Source organism: Pseudomonas sp. PDM31 (assembly GCF_019218965.1).
Taxonomy (GTDB): Bacteria; Pseudomonadota; Gammaproteobacteria; order Pseudomonadales; family Pseudomonadaceae; genus Aquipseudomonas.
Genome location: NZ_JAHUWS010000008.1, coordinates 1 through 15,831, shown reverse-complemented (window position 1 = coordinate 15,831; position 15,831 = coordinate 1). Strand labels below are relative to the sequence as shown.

16 protein-coding genes and 2 pseudogenes are annotated in these 15,831 nt (G+C 58.1%); 7 read left to right on the top strand and 11 right to left on the bottom strand.

What is annotated here, in order from left to right:
* Both hydA and KW839_RS16565 read left to right on the top strand, forming a co-directional pair.
* The gene (hydA, locus tag KW839_RS16570; protein ID WP_218424947.1) at positions 1-1,437 is read left to right on the top strand and encodes a dihydropyrimidinase; all 1,437 of its coding nucleotides are present in this window, start codon (positions 1-3) and stop codon (positions 1,435-1,437) included.
* Complete coding sequence (locus KW839_RS16565) at positions 1,434-2,180, top strand: fumarylacetoacetate hydrolase family protein (protein ID WP_218424946.1); 747 nt, start codon at positions 1,434-1,436, stop codon at positions 2,178-2,180. The genes hydA and KW839_RS16565 overlap by 4 nt, the downstream gene beginning before the upstream one ends.
* A gap of 134 nt (positions 2,181-2,314) precedes the next feature.
* Here the strand turns inward: KW839_RS16565 and KW839_RS16560 are convergent, their stop codons facing one another.
* From KW839_RS16560 to KW839_RS16535, 6 genes are all read right to left on the bottom strand, one after another.
* Complete coding sequence (locus tag KW839_RS16560; protein ID WP_060543812.1) at positions 2,315-3,829, bottom strand: nucleobase:cation symporter-2 family protein; 1,515 nt, start codon at positions 3,827-3,829, stop codon at positions 2,315-2,317.
* Positions 3,830-3,955: 126 nt separating this feature from the next.
* Complete coding sequence (locus KW839_RS16555; RefSeq protein WP_218424945.1) at positions 3,956-5,314, bottom strand: 8-oxoguanine deaminase; 1,359 nt, start codon at positions 5,312-5,314, stop codon at positions 3,956-3,958.
* Positions 5,315-5,449: 135 nt separating this feature from the next.
* Positions 5,450-5,722: a hypothetical protein gene (locus KW839_RS16550; protein ID WP_218424944.1), complete on the bottom strand. Its 273-nt coding sequence runs from the start codon at positions 5,720-5,722 to the stop codon at positions 5,450-5,452.
* 451 nt (positions 5,723-6,173) lie between these two features.
* On the bottom strand, positions 6,174-6,944 hold the full coding sequence (locus KW839_RS16545) for an alpha/beta fold hydrolase (RefSeq protein WP_060543809.1): 771 nt from the start codon (positions 6,942-6,944) through the stop codon (positions 6,174-6,176).
* A 32-nt stretch (positions 6,945-6,976) separates the two neighbouring features.
* On the bottom strand, positions 6,977-7,396 hold the full coding sequence (locus KW839_RS16540; RefSeq protein ID WP_218424943.1) for an organic hydroperoxide resistance protein: 420 nt from the start codon (positions 7,394-7,396) through the stop codon (positions 6,977-6,979).
* Between the two features lie 368 nt (positions 7,397-7,764).
* Entirely contained in the window at positions 7,765-8,667 is a 903-nt protein-coding gene (locus tag KW839_RS16535) for a LysR family transcriptional regulator (protein WP_060543807.1), read from the bottom strand.
* Positions 8,668-8,849: 182 nt separating this feature from the next.
* On the opposite strand from KW839_RS16535, the gene KW839_RS16530 reads away from it, so the two are divergent.
* Positions 8,850-9,617 carry an SDR family oxidoreductase gene (locus KW839_RS16530; RefSeq protein ID WP_218424942.1) on the top strand — a complete coding sequence of 256 codons (768 nt, stop codon included), beginning with the start codon at positions 8,850-8,852 and terminating at the stop codon, positions 9,615-9,617.
* A gap of 168 nt (positions 9,618-9,785) precedes the next feature.
* On the opposite strand, the gene KW839_RS16525 is transcribed toward KW839_RS16530, so the two are convergent.
* Both KW839_RS16525 and KW839_RS16520 read right to left on the bottom strand, forming a co-directional pair.
* The gene (locus KW839_RS16525) at positions 9,786-10,688 is read right to left on the bottom strand and encodes a universal stress protein (RefSeq protein WP_060543799.1); all 903 of its coding nucleotides are present in this window, start codon (positions 10,686-10,688) and stop codon (positions 9,786-9,788) included.
* A gap of 120 nt (positions 10,689-10,808) precedes the next feature.
* Positions 10,809-11,054, bottom strand: a complete 246-nt coding sequence (locus tag KW839_RS16520; protein WP_218424941.1) for a hypothetical protein — start codon at positions 11,052-11,054, stop codon at positions 10,809-10,811.
* Between KW839_RS16520 and KW839_RS16515 the strand changes: the two are divergent.
* Both KW839_RS16515 and KW839_RS28145 read left to right on the top strand, forming a co-directional pair.
* A pseudogene (locus tag KW839_RS16515) lies at positions 11,022-11,459 on the top strand (hypothetical protein); the annotation flags it as partial. The gene KW839_RS16520 and the pseudogene KW839_RS16515 sit on opposite strands and share 33 nt — an antisense overlap.
* A 161-nt stretch (positions 11,460-11,620) precedes the next feature.
* Positions 11,621-11,757 (top strand): annotated as a pseudogene (locus tag KW839_RS28145) (MFS transporter); the annotation flags it as partial.
* A 110-nt stretch (positions 11,758-11,867) separates the two neighbouring features.
* On the opposite strand, the gene KW839_RS16510 reads toward KW839_RS28145, so the two are convergent.
* The 3 genes from KW839_RS16510 to KW839_RS16500 all read right to left on the bottom strand — a co-directional run bounded on the left by KW839_RS16510 (position 11,868) and on the right by KW839_RS16500 (position 14,131).
* Entirely contained in the window at positions 11,868-12,179 is a 312-nt protein-coding gene (locus KW839_RS16510; protein WP_060543882.1) for a cupin, read from the bottom strand.
* Positions 12,180-12,222: 43 nt separating this feature from the next.
* A complete protein-coding gene (locus KW839_RS16505; protein ID WP_218424940.1) occupies positions 12,223-12,858 on the bottom strand; it encodes a LysE family translocator in 636 nt (211 codons plus the stop codon).
* 349 nt (positions 12,859-13,207) lie between these two features.
* A complete protein-coding gene (locus KW839_RS16500) occupies positions 13,208-14,131 on the bottom strand; it encodes a LysR family transcriptional regulator (protein ID WP_218424939.1) in 924 nt (307 codons plus the stop codon).
* A gap of 107 nt (positions 14,132-14,238) precedes the next feature.
* On the opposite strand from KW839_RS16500, the gene KW839_RS16495 reads away from it, so the two are divergent.
* Complete coding sequence (locus tag KW839_RS16495) at positions 14,239-14,991, top strand: 3-oxoacyl-ACP reductase family protein (protein WP_218424938.1); 753 nt, start codon at positions 14,239-14,241, stop codon at positions 14,989-14,991.
* Positions 14,992-15,024: 33 nt separating this feature from the next.
* Entirely contained in the window at positions 15,025-15,627 is a 603-nt protein-coding gene (locus tag KW839_RS16490; protein WP_218424937.1) for an NADPH-dependent F420 reductase, read from the top strand.
* Positions 15,628-15,831 lie beyond the last annotated feature (204 nt).

Genomic DNA, 15,831 nt, shown 5'->3' with positions numbered 1-15,831 from the left:
ATGCAACCTTTTGATACGGTGATTCGCAACGCCCGCGTGGTAACCGCCGCGGACACGTTCACCAGCGATATCGGTATTCGCGACGGGCGCATCGTTTCCCTTGGCCTGGACCTGGCGCAAGGTCTCCAGGAAATCGATGCGGCAGGCCGGCATGTCACCCCGGGTGGCATCGACAGCCACGTGCACCTCGACCAGCCGACTGGCGACGGCTCGGTGATGGCCGATGACTTCTTCAGCGGCACGGTCTCGGCGGCCTGCGGCGGCACCACCACCGTCATCCCGTTCGCCTGCCAGCAGAGGGGCGAAAGCCTGCGCGCTGCCGTCGATGACTACCATCGTCGGGCGGGTAACAAGCCGGTGATCGATTATGCCTTCCACCTGATCGTCACCGACCCCACCCCGCAGGTGCTGCGTGAAGAACTGCCGGCCTTGATTGCCGAGGGCTATACCTCGTTCAAGATCTACATGACCTACGATGCCCTGAAGCTGGGCGACCGGGAGATTCTCGAGACGTTGTCGGTCGCGCGCCGTGAGGGCGCCATGGTGATGCTCCACGCCGAGAACAGCGACTGCATCGCCTGGCTTACCGAGCGACTCCTGGCGGCCGGGCTGTCTGCACCGCGCTACCACGCCGCGTCGCGGCCGATGCTGGTGGAGCGCGAAGCGACCCATCGTGCCATCGCCCTTGCCGAGCTGGTGGACGTGCCGATCCTGATCGTGCACGTGTCGGGGCGCGAGGCCGTGGAGCAGATTCGCTGGGCCCAGAGCCTGGGGCTGAAGGTGTACGCCGAAACCTGCCCGCAGTACCTGTTCCTGACCGCCGACTCACTGGGGTGTGACGACAGCTTCGAAGGTGCCAAGTGCATCTGCAGCCCACCGCCGCGCGATGCCGCAAACCAGCAGGTGATCTGGGATGGCCTGGAGAACGGCTCGTTCGAGATTTTCTCGTCCGACCACGCACCCTTTCGCTTCGATGGCCCGGATGGCAAGAAGGCCCACGGTGAACAGGTGTCGTTCGACCAGATCGCCAACGGCATTCCCGGTGTCGAAACCCGCATGGCGCTGCTCTGGTCCGAAGGCGTGCGCAGTGGGCGCATCACCGCGCAAAGCTTTGTCGCGCTGACCTCTACCAATGCCGCCAAGATGTATGGGTTGTATCCGCGCAAGGGCAGCATCGCCATTGGTGCTGATGCTGACCTGGTGATCTGGAACGAAGGTGAATCGGTGCACCTGAGCAACGCAATGCTGCACCACAACGTCGATTACACGCCTTACGCCGGCATGACGCTGAGCGCATGGCCGGCCATGACCCTGTCTCGCGGTGAGGTGGTCTGGGACGGCGAGCCGCGTGGTGAGGCGGGTCGCGGCCTGTTCCTGCCGTGCGAGCGCCCGGCACCCGCGCAACTGCGCCGACGCAAGACTGAGTTGCCATTGTGAGTGCGGTCGCGCAGGTGGCCGCCAGCCTGATTCGTGCTTGGCGTGAGGGGCGCCAACAACCGTTGCCAACCCTGGAGCTGGCTAGCGAAGCCCAAGCCTACGCCGTGCAGCACCAGGTAGCGGATGCCCTCGGCTGGTTCGCTTCCGCGTCGCCAGCGGCGTGGAAACTGGGTGGCGCGCCCGGAGGGCTGATCAGCACCGCCGGGGTTCCGGCAATGGCAATACACCCGTCGGGTTGGCAGGTTCCGCCGGGCGATGCCTTCGGTTTCGGGATCGAGGGAGAGCTGATCGTGCGCCTGTCCCGCGACCTCGACGAGCACACTGATCTGGCCACGGCCTATGCGGCGGTCGATGTATGGATGCCGGGCATCGAGTTGTGTGGCACGCGCTGGCTGCAGGGTGACCAGGCCGCGCCATTGCTTCGGCTGGCCGATCAGCAACTCAACCGCGCGCTGGTACTCGGTGCCCCGCAAACGCTGGGGGACATGCCGGATTGGTCAAGGCAACAGGTGGCGTTACGGGTGGCCGGAGAGCCTGCATTCGTCGGCGTTGGCAGCCATCCATTCGGTGATCCGCTGAGTTCCCTGCCGTGGCTGGCGCGTCATGCAGCAGCACAGGGCCAACCCTTGCGAGCCGGTGACTTGGTGGCTACTGGTAGCTGGACCGGTATCTACTGGGCGCCGGCCGGGGTGCAAGTGGAAGTTGAGTTTGCCGGGGTAGGGCGGGTTGCCTTGTCGACTTGATGAACTTCAAAGGCTTGCTGATGTTTTTGTTTACAGAGCGCCAATGGCTGCGCGACTAATCAGGCTGATTCGGACTTCTCGACTGCTGAAACGAAAGCGACGCCTGCGCGCCGCTTTCATTGGCTCATCGCTGATCAGTGCTCCTGCAAAAGGCGCTTTTTACGCGGTGCCGGGGCAGGCTCATGGTGTTCTTCGATTTCCACAATCGGCACTTCTTTGCCGTCACAGTCGAACAATTTGCCATCGCGAAAGAAATCACCATCGTTGAGCGCGGCGATATCCCTGTAGCGCAAAGTGCGCTCGGTGGCGGCGACGAACACTGACTGCTGGTCGGAGTTTCCGGCCCGCAGGTGGTTGAACAGCAGATTGAGCGCAATGGCCATGATCGCTGCCGAACTGATGCCGGAGTGGAAAATAGTCTCGAACCAGGTCGGGAAATGGTGGTAGAAACCTGGCGCGGCGATCGGGATCATGCCGAAACCAATCGATGTGGCAACGATGATCAGGTTCATGTTGTTGCGATAGTCCACCTGGGCCAGGGTGCGGATGCCACTGGCTGCGACGGTGCCAAACAGTACCAGGCCGGCCCCACCGAGGACAGCGGTGGGCACGGCTGCGACCAGGCGCCCCATCACCGGCAGCAGGCCGAGAGTCACCAGGATCAGGCCTGCGGTGGCTACTACATAACGACTCTTCACGCCGGTTACGGCGACCAGGCCAACGTTCTGCGCAAAGGCACTCTGGGTAAACGAGCCGAACAGTGGCGCCAGGGCACTGGAAATCATGTCTGCCCGCAGGCCATTGCCGAGGCGTTTGGAGTCGACCCGGGTTTCGATGATCGCGCCGACGGCGAGAATGTCGGCGGAGGTCTCGACCATGGTCACGATAATCACGATCAGCATCGACAGGATCGCGGCGAGATGGAACTGGGGGGCGCCGAAGTGCAGGACTTCAGGTAGTGCGACCAAAGGGCCTTCAAGCACTTGGGAGAAGTCGGCCATGCCCAGCGCTGTCGCGACCAGCGTCCCGATGACGATCGCCAGCAGAATCGACAGGCGCGAGAGGCTGGCGCTTCCCAGCTTGCTGAGCAGCAGCACCGTAGCCAGCGTGAACGCCGCCAGGGATATGTTGGACGTGCTGCCAAAGTCAGCGGCCTGGCTGTTGCCGCCCATGGCCCAGCGCGCCGTCACCGGCATCAGGGTCAGCCCGATAGTGGTAATGACAACTCCCGTCACCAGCGGCGGGAAATACTTGATGATGCGCGAGAACAGCGGTGTGATCAGTAGACCTATTAACGACGACGCGATTACCGCCCCGAACACGACTGGCAGCCCGCCAGAGCCGTCATTGCCGATGATGGTGATCATGGTGGCGACACCGGCGAAGGAAACCCCCTGGACCAAAGGGAGGCGGCAGCCGAAGAAGGGAATGCCCAGTGTCTGCAGCAAGGTAGCCAGGCCGCCGGCGAACAGCGATGCGGCGATCAACATACCAACTTCGGCGGGAGCAAGGCCGGCAGCCTGACCGATGATCAGGGGCACCGCGATGATGCCCCCATACATCGTCAGCACATGCTGAAGACCGTAGGCCAGGTTGGCGCCAATTCCGAGGTTTTCGTCCTCTGGACGAGTTGAAGCGGGAGAAGTCATGGTGATTAGCTCGCTTTTGTTATTGTCATGCGTCTAACAGCACTGTCTCAGTTGCACTCCGAGAGTTGTCGGTGCAACCGTTTTCCCGCCGTTGCGCTCAATGGTGAGCGCAACGGCATGAATCCTTCACTCGCCGCTGACCAGTTGGTGGGCCAACTGATTGTGGCGTTCCAGTACCAGGGGCAGGTCGACCGTCGTGATACGACCGTCTTTGACCACTACACGACCATTGATCACGCTGGTGTCCACTGTGGTCGGCGTGCAGAACACAAGCGCCGCCAATGGGTCGTGATGGGCGCCGGCGTAGCCCACATGGCCAAGGTTGAAAGCCACGAAATCCGCAACCATGCCCGGTGCCAGGGCGCCGATATCATTACGGTTGAGCACCTTGGCGCCACCCAGCGTGGCGATTTCCAGCGCCTCGCGAGCGGTCATTGCATCCGGGCCAAAACCGACACGTTGCAACAGCAGCGCCTGGCGGACTTCGCCGATCATGCTGGCGCCATCGTTGGAGGCCGAACCGTCGACGCCCAGGCCCACCGGGACACCGTGGTCGCGCATCTTGCGGATCGGCGCGATTCCCGAGGCCAGGCGCATGTTCGAACACGGACAGTGGGCGACCCCGGTTCCGGTACGCGCGAACAGTTCAATGCCGTGCTGGTCCAGTTGCACACAATGAGCGTGCCAGACATCGGGGCCGACCCAGCCCAGGTCTTCGGCGTATTCGGCAGGCGTCATGCCGAACTTCTCACGGCTGTAGGCGATGTCATTGACGTTCTCGGCAAGGTGCGTGTGCAGCGACACACCATACTGGCGTGCGAGCACCGCTGCTTCGCGCATCAGGTCGCGGCTCACCGAAAAGGGTGAACAAGGCGCCACGACCATGCGCAGCATCGAACCGTGGCTGGCATCATGGTATTGCTCGATCAGACGCTGCGAATCCTTGAGGATGGCGCTCTCTTTCTCCACCACTGAGTCGGGCGGCAGACCGCCCTGGCTACGGCCTACACTCATGCTTCCGCGTGCAGCGTGGAAGCGCATGCCAATTTCCTCGGCGGCATGGATACTGTCGTCAAGCTTGCAGCCGTTAGGGTAGATGTAGAGATGGTCACTTGAGGTGGTGCAGCCAGAAAGAATCAGCTCGGCCATCGCCGTCTGGGTCGATACCGAAATCATTTCAGGCGTCAGGCGTGCCCAGATCGGGTACAGGTTGTTCAGCCAATTGAACAGCTCGCCGTCCTGAGCCGCCGGCACTACACGGGTGAGGCTCTGGTACATGTGGTGGTGAGTATTTACCAGTCCTGGAATGACCACTTTTCCCGTCATGTCCAGAATCACATCGGCCTGTTGCGGCAGCGTTTCACTCGGGCCGACCTGCTTGATCAGATTGTCCTCGATATACAGGCCACCGCGCTTTATCTCCCGGCGCTCACCATCCATCGTCACCAAAAGTTCGGCGTTCTTGATCAATAGAGTCTTAGGCATACTTGCTCCTTTCCTGCTTGGAGTTTGGTTTCAACTTGACGCTGTTACAGGCACCGGTTTTCGGTTTGAGCGAAGCTCTTGCAACCAGGCACTGCGTGGGGATAATTCCTGGGTGGCCGGGATCGGTCAGTGCTGTTACACACGCACACGCACGGACACTGGCGAGGCACATGTACTCGACTGCCCCGCGCAGTGGCGCAAGGTAATGGGTAGGTGATCCAGGTGACCCTGCAAACCCTTGCACCTCAACAGGCTTTCGCCTGTCAGGTCACTGCCGCCCATTGAATCAATGCTGGCATCAGTCAAGGGGGTGAGGATGTTCCAGGTGGTCTGGGCGAACGGGGTAAACACGAATGCGTCGACCGTTCGATAGCTCAGGCAAGCATCGAAGTGAGTGACGAGCGGCATTGCTGGAAGATTCTCAAGGGGGGCGAGCAGTTGCGAGTGTTCCATGGCTTGAGACCAGCGCAATACGCAGCGGCGATGACCGATGTCGTAGGCGCGGCAAAATGTAAACACAATTAAATCGCATTGTATACATTAAAGGCGCGCCTGGATTTCACGGGTAGCTTGGCTGCCATTCCAGCGAGGTGGTGTACACGCCATTTATGGGCGGTACCACGCCACTCGCTGGGCGCGCGAAAAACGGTGACGGAACTACGGTAAAAAGATGGAGGATCGACGCGTAAAGGCGAATGGGCGGTCTCGGAAGTGGTGGTAATGCGCTAAACAGCGGCTCGCCCACGCAGTAGCAATCGTGATGAAAAACGAGTATTCGCAGGGATTTCTAAACAAACGAAAGGCCCGCTTGTGCGGGCCTTTCGTTTGCAGGGGGTAAAAATCCCGGCAGCCGTGGCCTTTATTGTGCTGCTTTCTCGATCAGACTGGCGACAATCTCCGGGTTGGACACCATCACCACATGTGAACCACCCTCGACTACCACTGTTTGCCTGGCGTGCGCACGTTCGGCCATGAAAGCCATGGCCTGGGGTGGGATGTTTTTGTCTTTGTCGCCATAAACAAACCACGATGGAATGGTTTTCCAGGCCGGCTCGCTAGCGGCCTCGTTCAACGCGGCAACAGTGATGGGGCGCTGACCGGCAGCCATCAGGCGAGCGTCCGCCGCAGATACGTCCGCCGCAAACTGGTCGTGGAATTTGTCTTGCTGGATATAGAGATCTTTGCCGCCGTCAGCAAGATCAACAGGGGCTGCCAAAGCCGAGGCCAGCGTTCCCCCAGGGAAACGTCCAGACAATTGCGCCGCCGTTTCGCCCTTTTCTGGCGTGAAGGCTGCGACATACACCAAGGCTTTTACATTCTGACCGCCGTAAGCCGCTTCGCTAATGACTGCTCCACCGTAGGAGTGGCCAACCAGCACAACGGGTGTTTTGACGCTTTTGACGATGCTCGCAACAGACTGGGCATCACTGGCAACGCCACGCAATGGATTGGCGGCGGCAATCACTGGATAGCCATCTTTTTCCAGGATCTTCACCACGCCATTCCAACTTGATGAGTCAGCAAAAGCGCCGTGCACAAGAATCACCGTTGGCTTTACGTCAGCCGCATTGGCCAGGCAGGTGGTGGCGAGTGCGGTAGCGATGGCCAAGCCAGAGAAAATCTTTTTCATGGGATATCTACCAATGAGGAAGGGACGTGGAGTTAGACGGTGACGTGCAGACGGACGTCGACGTTGCCGCGTGTGGCATTGGAGTACGGGCAAACCTGGTGAGCTGCGTCGACCAGCGCTTGAGCATCTGCTTGATCCAGACCCGGCAGGTTGATGTTCAAGTCGATGTCCAGGCCGAACCCGCCAGGGATCTGACCGATGCCAACCAGGGCGGTGATCGAGGCGTCAGCAGGGATGCTGCGTTTGCTCTGGCCTGCAACGAATTTCAATGCGCCGATGAAGCAGGCCGAATAACCGGCGGCGAACAGTTGCTCAGGGTTGGTGGCTTCACCCCCGGCTCCCCCCAGTTCTTTCGGGGTAGCCAGTTTTACGTCGAGAATCTTGTCGCTGGAAACAGCACGACCATCACGGCCACCGGTGGCGGTTGCGACTGCGGTATAGAGAGTTTTCATGGTTGCTTTTTCCTTACGATTTTTGACTGAAGGGGGTTGTCTTTAGTGCTAAATGTTTGTGCGCTAAGCAAGTGATATAAAGTTAACGCGTGAATAGTTAGCGCGCAAGACAAATTGCGCGATAATTTTAAGTGGATTTTTATCTTGTTGATTTAAAAGGGTTTTGTTTGAAAGAATTTTTATGGATCTTGGCTGAGGAGGCCACGAGGGCTTGCCGAGCTGCGCGATGGAGGCCGCTGCCAGTCATCGCTCAACAGCGCGTTAGCTGGAGGCTCAGCGTCGTCGTCCTGCATTGCGCATTGACGTCAACGTACAAGAAGGAGATTCGTGAACAGCCCTCTGTTACGCAACCAATAGCCCCCTTTGTATCAACCCACATCCCAATAGGGCGGGCTGCCGAAAGCCTCGCGTAGCGCCGTGACAAGTGCTTGAAGTTTTTTCGAGGCCCTGCGGCCCTCGGGGTGCGCTACATAAATCATTTCTTCTGCGGATTCACTTCCAACGTCCACCCTGACGAGCGTGCCTTTTTTGATGTCTTCTCCAACGATAAAGCTCGGCAGAAGTGCCAACCCCAGGCCGGCCAACGCGGCATCTCTCATCATGTCGCCGTTGTTGACCCGCAACGAAGCCGGTGGCCGGACGAAGGCATCCGGGCGCAAGTCCGGAAACCGCCAGTCAGCAACGTTTCGATTGGTGTAGTAAATGGCTTTGTGGCCACCCAAGTCGTCAAGCGTCGTCGGTTGACCGTGCCGCTTGATGTAGGCCGGGGATGCCACAAGAAATCGCCTGCTGGAGGCGAGTGGCAACGCGACAAGTCGGGAGTCTTCGATCGTACCGTGGCGTATGACGGCGTCATACCCCTCGGCCGCCGCGTCAATTCGCCGGTCGTCCAGCTCCAGCGTGAGCGAAATTGCGGGATGCCTGGACAAGAAAGGGTACAGCGCCGGGCCAAGGTGCATGCGCCCAAACGTGACCGGGGCAGACAACCGCATCGGTCCGCTCAACGTGCCGCGGCGCTCCGAGACCTCTGCGACTGCGTCTTGAACCTCCAAAACGATGCGGCTGGCCCTTTCGAAGAAAGCTATCCCGTCCTCTGTCATGCTGAGCTTGCGCGTTGTTCGATGAAACAACGGTGCTCCAAGACTTTGCTCCAGGGCAGCGAGCCGTTCGCTGACAACCGACTTTGAAAGGTGCAGCCTTCTGGCGGCTTCGCTGATGGAGCCCGCTTCCGCTATGGCAACAAAGTTCGAAATTCCGTCCAGCTTGACCATACAGCCTCGTCCCCCGGCGCCCCTGCGGTGTGTGCTGTCACCGGGCCAATCCGGTGGCGTCACTTGATTGTTCGATAATACCGAACACAAGCTCCTCTATTTGCCTGCTTATCCGGACATACGTCAACTACTACACTGGGCTCAGTAAGTTATTTCCGATAAACACTTTTCAGGAGATTCAAATGAGCAAGCGACTAGAGGGCAAGGTTGCCATCATTACCGGTGCAAGTGCAGGCATCGGCTTTGCAACGGCACAACTGTTTGCCGCTGAAGGGGCCAAGGTGGTCGTTGGAGCACGCCGACAGGCCGAGCTGGACCTTTTGGTCAGCCAGATCTCAAGCGCGGGCGGCGAGGCCGTGGCGCTGGCCGGCGACGTTCGCTCCGAGGAATACGCCCAAGCGCTGGTGGCATTGGCAGTCGAACGCTTTGGCCGCCTGGACATTGCATTCAATAATGCCGGCATCATGGGTGAAAGCGGCGCGTCCACTGACGTCTCCGAAGCCGGTTGGACGGACACCCTGGCAATCAACCTGACCGGCTCCTTCCTCGGCGCCAAGCACCAGATTGCCCAGATGCTGAAAAATGGCGGCGGCTCGGTCATCTTCACTTCCACCTTCGTGGGCCATACTTTTGCTTTCCCGGGGTTGGCCGCCTATGCGGCAAGCAAGTCCGGCCTCATCGGCCTGACCCAGGCGCTGGCGGCGGAGTTCGGTCCCCAGGGCGTGCGTGTCAATGCGGTGCTGCCTGGCGCTGTAGACACCGACATGTATCGAGGCATGAATGACACTCCTGAGGCGCAGTCTTACGTGACCAACTTGCACGCTCTGAAACGTGTCGCCACGCCCCAAGAGTTGGCCAGATCGGTTTTGTACCTTGCTTCGGACGACTCGTCCTTTGTCACTGGCACCGCCTCACTGGTGGATGGTGGCGTCTCGATCACACGTACCTGACCCAGGGAAAATTGCACCACATGACCTCGGGCATTTGGTCGGTGGTGCAATGGATGCGTTTTTTGCCGACGAGCTTTCCCTTGTTCCACGGCTGATAGCGACGTGTATCAATTGGGTCAAAACCAAATCAGCACCAACGGCCAGCTGCGATAGTGGCGGTTTTTTTCTTCAGTCATCTACTTCTCCCTTGATGGCCAAAACGCTGCAAGGCACCTGATACAGAACATGCTCCGTGGTACTGCCAACCAGCTTGTCCACCCCTTTGTGATGGGTATTTCCCATCACGAAGACATCCGCTCGAGCATGAGTGGCAAAGTTGGCCATTGCTTTGGTTGGTGGTCCTGCAATGAAGTGTTGTCGCTCCGGGGGCACGCCATAGCGTCCAGCCAAGGCAATGAAGCACTTTTCGAGTGACCGGCGCACGTCGTTGCTGAAGCCTGGCATCGTCACAGCGCCAGCACCTGCATCAGAGAAGTGTGTGTGTGTCAGTTCATAGGCATACAGCATGTGCAATTCAGCATCACATTGCGTCGCCAATTCGTTCGCCGCCTGAATGATGCTGTCGTTGATTCCGCTGATCTGCCCCTCTGGATGCGATGGGTCAACCGCTGCCACAATCACCCGAGGAAGCGGACACCTGACTTCGCTGACCAGATGTATGGGGGTCGGACATTCGCGCAACAACTGCCAATCCAAAGGCGTGACGAATACGCGTTTGAGCGCTGATTCATGATGTACGTCCTTGATAATCAGATCCGGCTGCATTTGAGCCACATGCCTGAGGATCTCTTGCAGCGGGTCAGGGGTCAATGCAACTTCGGTGGTCACATTGATGCCCTTCCTGCGCATGAGTTCGGCCTCATCCGTCAACCACAGCAGGTTCTCCTGCCGGCAACTCTCACGAAGTTGTTCACTGTTGCTCATTAACCGCATAAGGTCGAAGTCTTCGATGAACACCGTGATATGCAGCGCTGCACCTGTAGCGTCGGCCAGTGCGATCGCCCGCTCCATCGCCGGCGAGTGACGCATGGTCGGACCTGCGATCAGAAAGAGTCGTTGATACTGCCTCATGTGACACCTCCAAACGTTCTGGGTTATTCGCTAGTGCCCCCAGCACTTTCGCTTGTCCCACCATTGGCGATCTTTTATCGCCTCAACTACCTGGGTCGACATTATCAATATACGCCTGCATCACCGGCTTACCAGTTGCCAAGCCTGTCGAAGGATGTAGTAGACCTTTTCATCACGATCGAGCAGGAGACGGGACTGCTGGAACTGCGCACCATGCCACCCGCGTTGACCACGGAGCAGAACCAATGCGATTGCCGGTAGTTGAGCACCTGAATCAACACTTCGTAAAAAACGAACTATTCGTAACGAATAAACGATTTTTGTTGATGTAACAGGCTCCATCTTCGCATCACCGACGGCTTTCATGGCGAGCGCTTCTTAGTGCGCCAGAACGGCCTGCTCTGGGCGACGCCGATGTTCCTGGTGCTGGTACTGATCGAGGCCAGCGACGTGGTCTTCGCGGTCGATAGCATCCCGGCTATCTTCGCCGTCACCACCGACCCCTTCATCGTGTTCACCTCCAATATCTTCGCCATCATGGGCCTGCGTGCACTGTATTTCGTGCTTGCCGACATGGCCTACCGCTTCCACTTGCTCAAATATGGCCTGGCCATCGTACTGGTGTTCATCGGCGGCAAGATGCTGATCGCGCCGTGGTGGCACGTGCCGATCCAATGGTCGCTGACCACAGTCGGCGGCATCATATTGATTTCGGTACTGTTGAGCCTGACTTTGACGAAGAGCAAAACACGGGTTACGGGAGAACAATGATGAATCAGGGATGTTGGCGCTGATGCGGTTTTGACCCAGGCGACCGGAAATCAATGACCTGCCCGAATACTTGGTAATCGATGGTCTTATGTATGTCTTCACAGACCGCCTAAGGGTTAGCTGAAGTCAGCAGCTTGGGTCAAAACCGAACGAGCACCAACAGATTGATAAGCACGGTGCTATCCGGCTGGATGTATCAGGTGTATGGGCGGAGGGCATGCTTATGGATATCAAGTGCATTCGCTCTGTTTGCGGCTTTGATTCGATTGCCTTGCCTCGTCACGGATTTAGTGAGTGACTGTTTTTGGCCGTTCGTGTTGATTTATTGGATTGAAAGGCGCGTGGTGTACTGCCCGCTGTTTTTCGAAGTGCCGCCACATTAGCGGCTGTGATTGCAAGCGAGTGTACTCAAACGCTGCCTTCGCGTTCGATCACCAATATCCGTGCTTGTGCGCGAGGATGCGCAACATGTTCACATCCAACGCCGGCAAAAAACACGTCGCCAACCTCCAGCGTCACGACGCGCTCGATGCCTGACTCGCGGTAATGCATATCGACCGTGCCGTCGAGAACAGCGAATACTTCCTCACCATCGTTGACGTGCCACTTATAGGGCTGGTCAGTCCAGTGCAGGCGGACCGTGGTGCCACCCATGTTCGCGATGTCGTCAGCACCCCAGGCGCGAGTGGCGGTGAAGTCTTTGCTTCGAATAACTCTCATTGGTCGCGGTTCTCCAACAGGCAGTGAATTTTCATCAATTTATTTAGCGCCTCCATTCGAGGGCCATGCGTACGGCCAAGCCCGCAAGGACCGTCCCCATGAGCCAGCGTTGCACGATTTGCCAGACGGGTCTGCTTGCGAGAAATGTCGCGATGGAGCCCGCCATGACGGCAATCAGCGCGTTGACACCCACGCTGATGATGATCTGGGTAAAGCCCAGTACGATCGATTGTGCCAGTACGCTGCCGTGGTCCACGGGGTTAATGAACTGGGGCAGCAGCGACAAATACATGACGGCGATTTTTGGATTCAGCATGTTGGTGGCAAAGCCCATCATGAACAGCTTGCGCGGGCTGTCCTTGGGAAGGTCGCGCACCTGAAACGGTGAACGGCCGCCGGGCTTGACCGCCTGCCAGGCGAGATAGAGCAGATAGAGCGCGCCGCCGAGTCGCAGGGCGTCGTACGCATACGGAACCGCCAGCAGCAAAGCCGTGATGCCAAAGGCGGCGCAAAGCATATAGACGACGAAACCCAACGCCACGCCGCCCAAGGAAATCAGTCCTGCCATTCGACCCTGGCAGATCGACCGCGAGATGAGATAGATCATGTTCGGGCCGGGAGTCAGCACCATGGCCAGTGAGATCAGACCGTAGGCCAACAGGGTGGACAGCTCGGGCATGGCGTAACTCCAAAGGAAGACGTGACGGATTGGAAGTTGGGTCAGGTCAGCGTAAAACGGCTTGCGCCTCTCGGGTGGGATGTACCTGGGTAGAGTAGGGGATAGTAGTGGAGTCAGAGGGTGCGCGTTAGATACAGATTGGCTGACAAAACGTGATACAGCGGTCGCTGTACCTGGTTTCTGAACCCCGGAATACGTTGCGACTTCAAGGTAGCGCGCGAAGGGCTGAAGCCGACCCATTGCTGCCGGTCGGTGGCGATAAACATCGACTTCAAACTGTTTTTGGAGGAGCGGCGGAAGGAAGTCGAACTGCACAGATAGTCATCGAGGGAGAAAAGGGGACTCAGTCCTATCTGCCTGAAAATTTTAGGGCGAGTTGCTGCTTTTCAAACACTTCACTGATGAAGTCTATAAACACTCGGGTCTTGGCCGGCATGAGAGAGCGGGTAGCGAAATACATAGAAATGGTACCGGCATCGGCGTACCAGTTCGGCACCAATCGCACCAGGTCGCCGCATTCGAGCCAGCTCAATACATCCGGGACCGCGAGAAAGCAGACACCCAAACCCAACAATGCAGCTTCGCGCATGGCCGCAGGATCGTTGACGATGATGCTTTCTTTCACTTGGGCAGGCATTTCTACGCCTTCCTTGTCACGCATGGTCCAGTGCCTGACTCTGCCCGTTCGACTAGACCGCATAACGATTCCATTGAGGTCCTCAAGGGCTCTCGGATCAGTTGGTACCGTTTTTCCGCGCATGTATTTCGGTGATGCGACAGCGATGACATGAGCTGGGGAGAGCGGGCGTGAGATGACGCCTTGAGCCAACTCAAACCCTCCGCCGATGGCTACGTCGAACCCTTCAGCGATCAGATCTACCTGCCTGTTTTCGAAATGCCACTCAGGGCGAATCAATGGGTATTTGGCCAGAAATTTAGGGAGAAATGGCAGCACATGACTGATGCCGAAGGTGGGGGACATGCTCACCTTCAGCGCCCCGGCGGGCTCTCCGTGATCTGATGCAATTGAGCTGATGGCGTTTTGAAGGGCGTCTAGATTGCCGCCAATCGAAGCCAGGAAATGTTCCCCAGCTTCGGTCAATGTCAGTTTGCGGGTCGACCGATGAAACAACCTCACGCCAATGTTTCGTTCAAGCATGGCCACATTACGACTGACAGCGGCTGGGGTTAGCGCGAGATAGCGTGCGGTAGCGGAAAAACTGCCAGTCTCTGCGCTACGAACGAAACATTCTAGATTGGCCAGGGTTTCCATGGGTCACCTGATACTAATGCTTGAAAATGATGTAAGTCATTGCACTCTAATCAATTGATCTCCATGAGGCCATGATGATTTCACCTTACCCCAAGAGTGAAATGTTCATGTCTACCCAAACACTCCCGCTTGCTGGAAAAGTCGCTCTGGTGACTGGCGGTTCCCGTTCGATTGGCGCTGCTGTTGCCAAGCGCCTGGCTGCTGATGGCGCGTTGGTTGCGCTGACCTACAGTGCTTCGCCTGCCAAGGCTGAAGAAGTCGTACAGGCCATTGCCAGCGTAGGCGGACGCGCCATTGCGATCTCGGCTGATGCGGGCGATCCCGAAGCCGTGCGTGCTGCCGTTGCACATACCGTTGAAACGTTTGGCCGCCTCGACATTCTGGTAAACAACGCGGGCCTCGCCCTCGGTGGCCCGATCGAGGGCATCGAGTTGGAAACCTACCAGCGCATGATTGCCGTCAACGTCACGGGCGTATTCGTCGCCACCCAGGAAGCTGTTCGCTACATGAAAGACGGTGGCCGGATTATCCACATCGGTTCTTCCATGACCCGTTATGCCGCGTTCCCGACTGCATCCCTCTACACCCTGACCAAAGGCGCGATCACCGGTTTCAACCGGAGCCTGGTGCGTGATCTTGGGCCTAAAGGCATTACGGTCAATACCGTTCACCCTGGCCCGACCGATACCGACATGAACCCGGATGGCGGCCCAGTGAGTGACATCGTGAAACCCGGTATCGCGCTGGGTCGTTACGGTCAGTCCCACGAGATTGCCAGCGTTGTCGCGTTCCTCGCGGGCCCTGAAGCCTCTTTCGTCACCGGAGCAGACATCGTCGCCGACGGTGGCTTTACCGCCTGATCCACCTCTTTCATTGCATAGGGAATTTTGACCATGACCACTATCGGTGTGATCGGGGCGGGCGCCATCGGCTCCGCTTTTGCTAAGGCGCTGGCGAACAAGGGTATCAACGTCATTCTGTCCAATAGCCGTGGTCCGGCATCGCTTGCCGAACTGGTTAGTGGCTTGGGGCCGTGGGTAAAGGCCGGGACACGAGAAGAAGCGGCTGCACAGGAGATCGTGCTGGTAGCCGTGAACTGGTCAAGGCTGCCGGTTGCATTGGCGGGGTTGCCAGACTTCGCAGGGCGAATTGTCATTGATGCCAATAACCCGATTGAAGCGCCGGTGTTCAAGCCAGTTGATCTACAAGGCCACACGTCCAGCGCTGTGTTTTCTGAGCTGGTGCCAGGTGCTCGCGTCGTGAAGGCCTTTAACCATCTGCAACCGCATTTGATTTCTGGCGACCCGGCGAGCGAAGGCGGGCGTCGCGTGCTGTTTCTCTCGGGCGATGATCAGCAAGCAATGGAAACCGTCGGTGGCTTGATCAGCCGGTTGGGTTTTTTTGGAATTGACTTGGGCGCTCTTGACGTTGGGGCACGGCTTGTCCAGTTCCCTGGAGGTCCTTTGTCGGCGCTCAATTTGGTCAAGTTTGCTTGATCGCGCACTTGCCTCGGCCTGGAGCGTTTTTCACTTAGCTATTTTGCGCAATCGACAGTCAGCTTCTGGCCGACAGTTACCGCTCACGGACGACGTCTCTGGCCCAAGAACCGCCTATTATTTAAATTTTTTGGCACGCAGAATCAGGAAGCCGGCGATGACAATCAAAAAGATTCCAGCCCATGTGAAAATGTCCGGCACCTC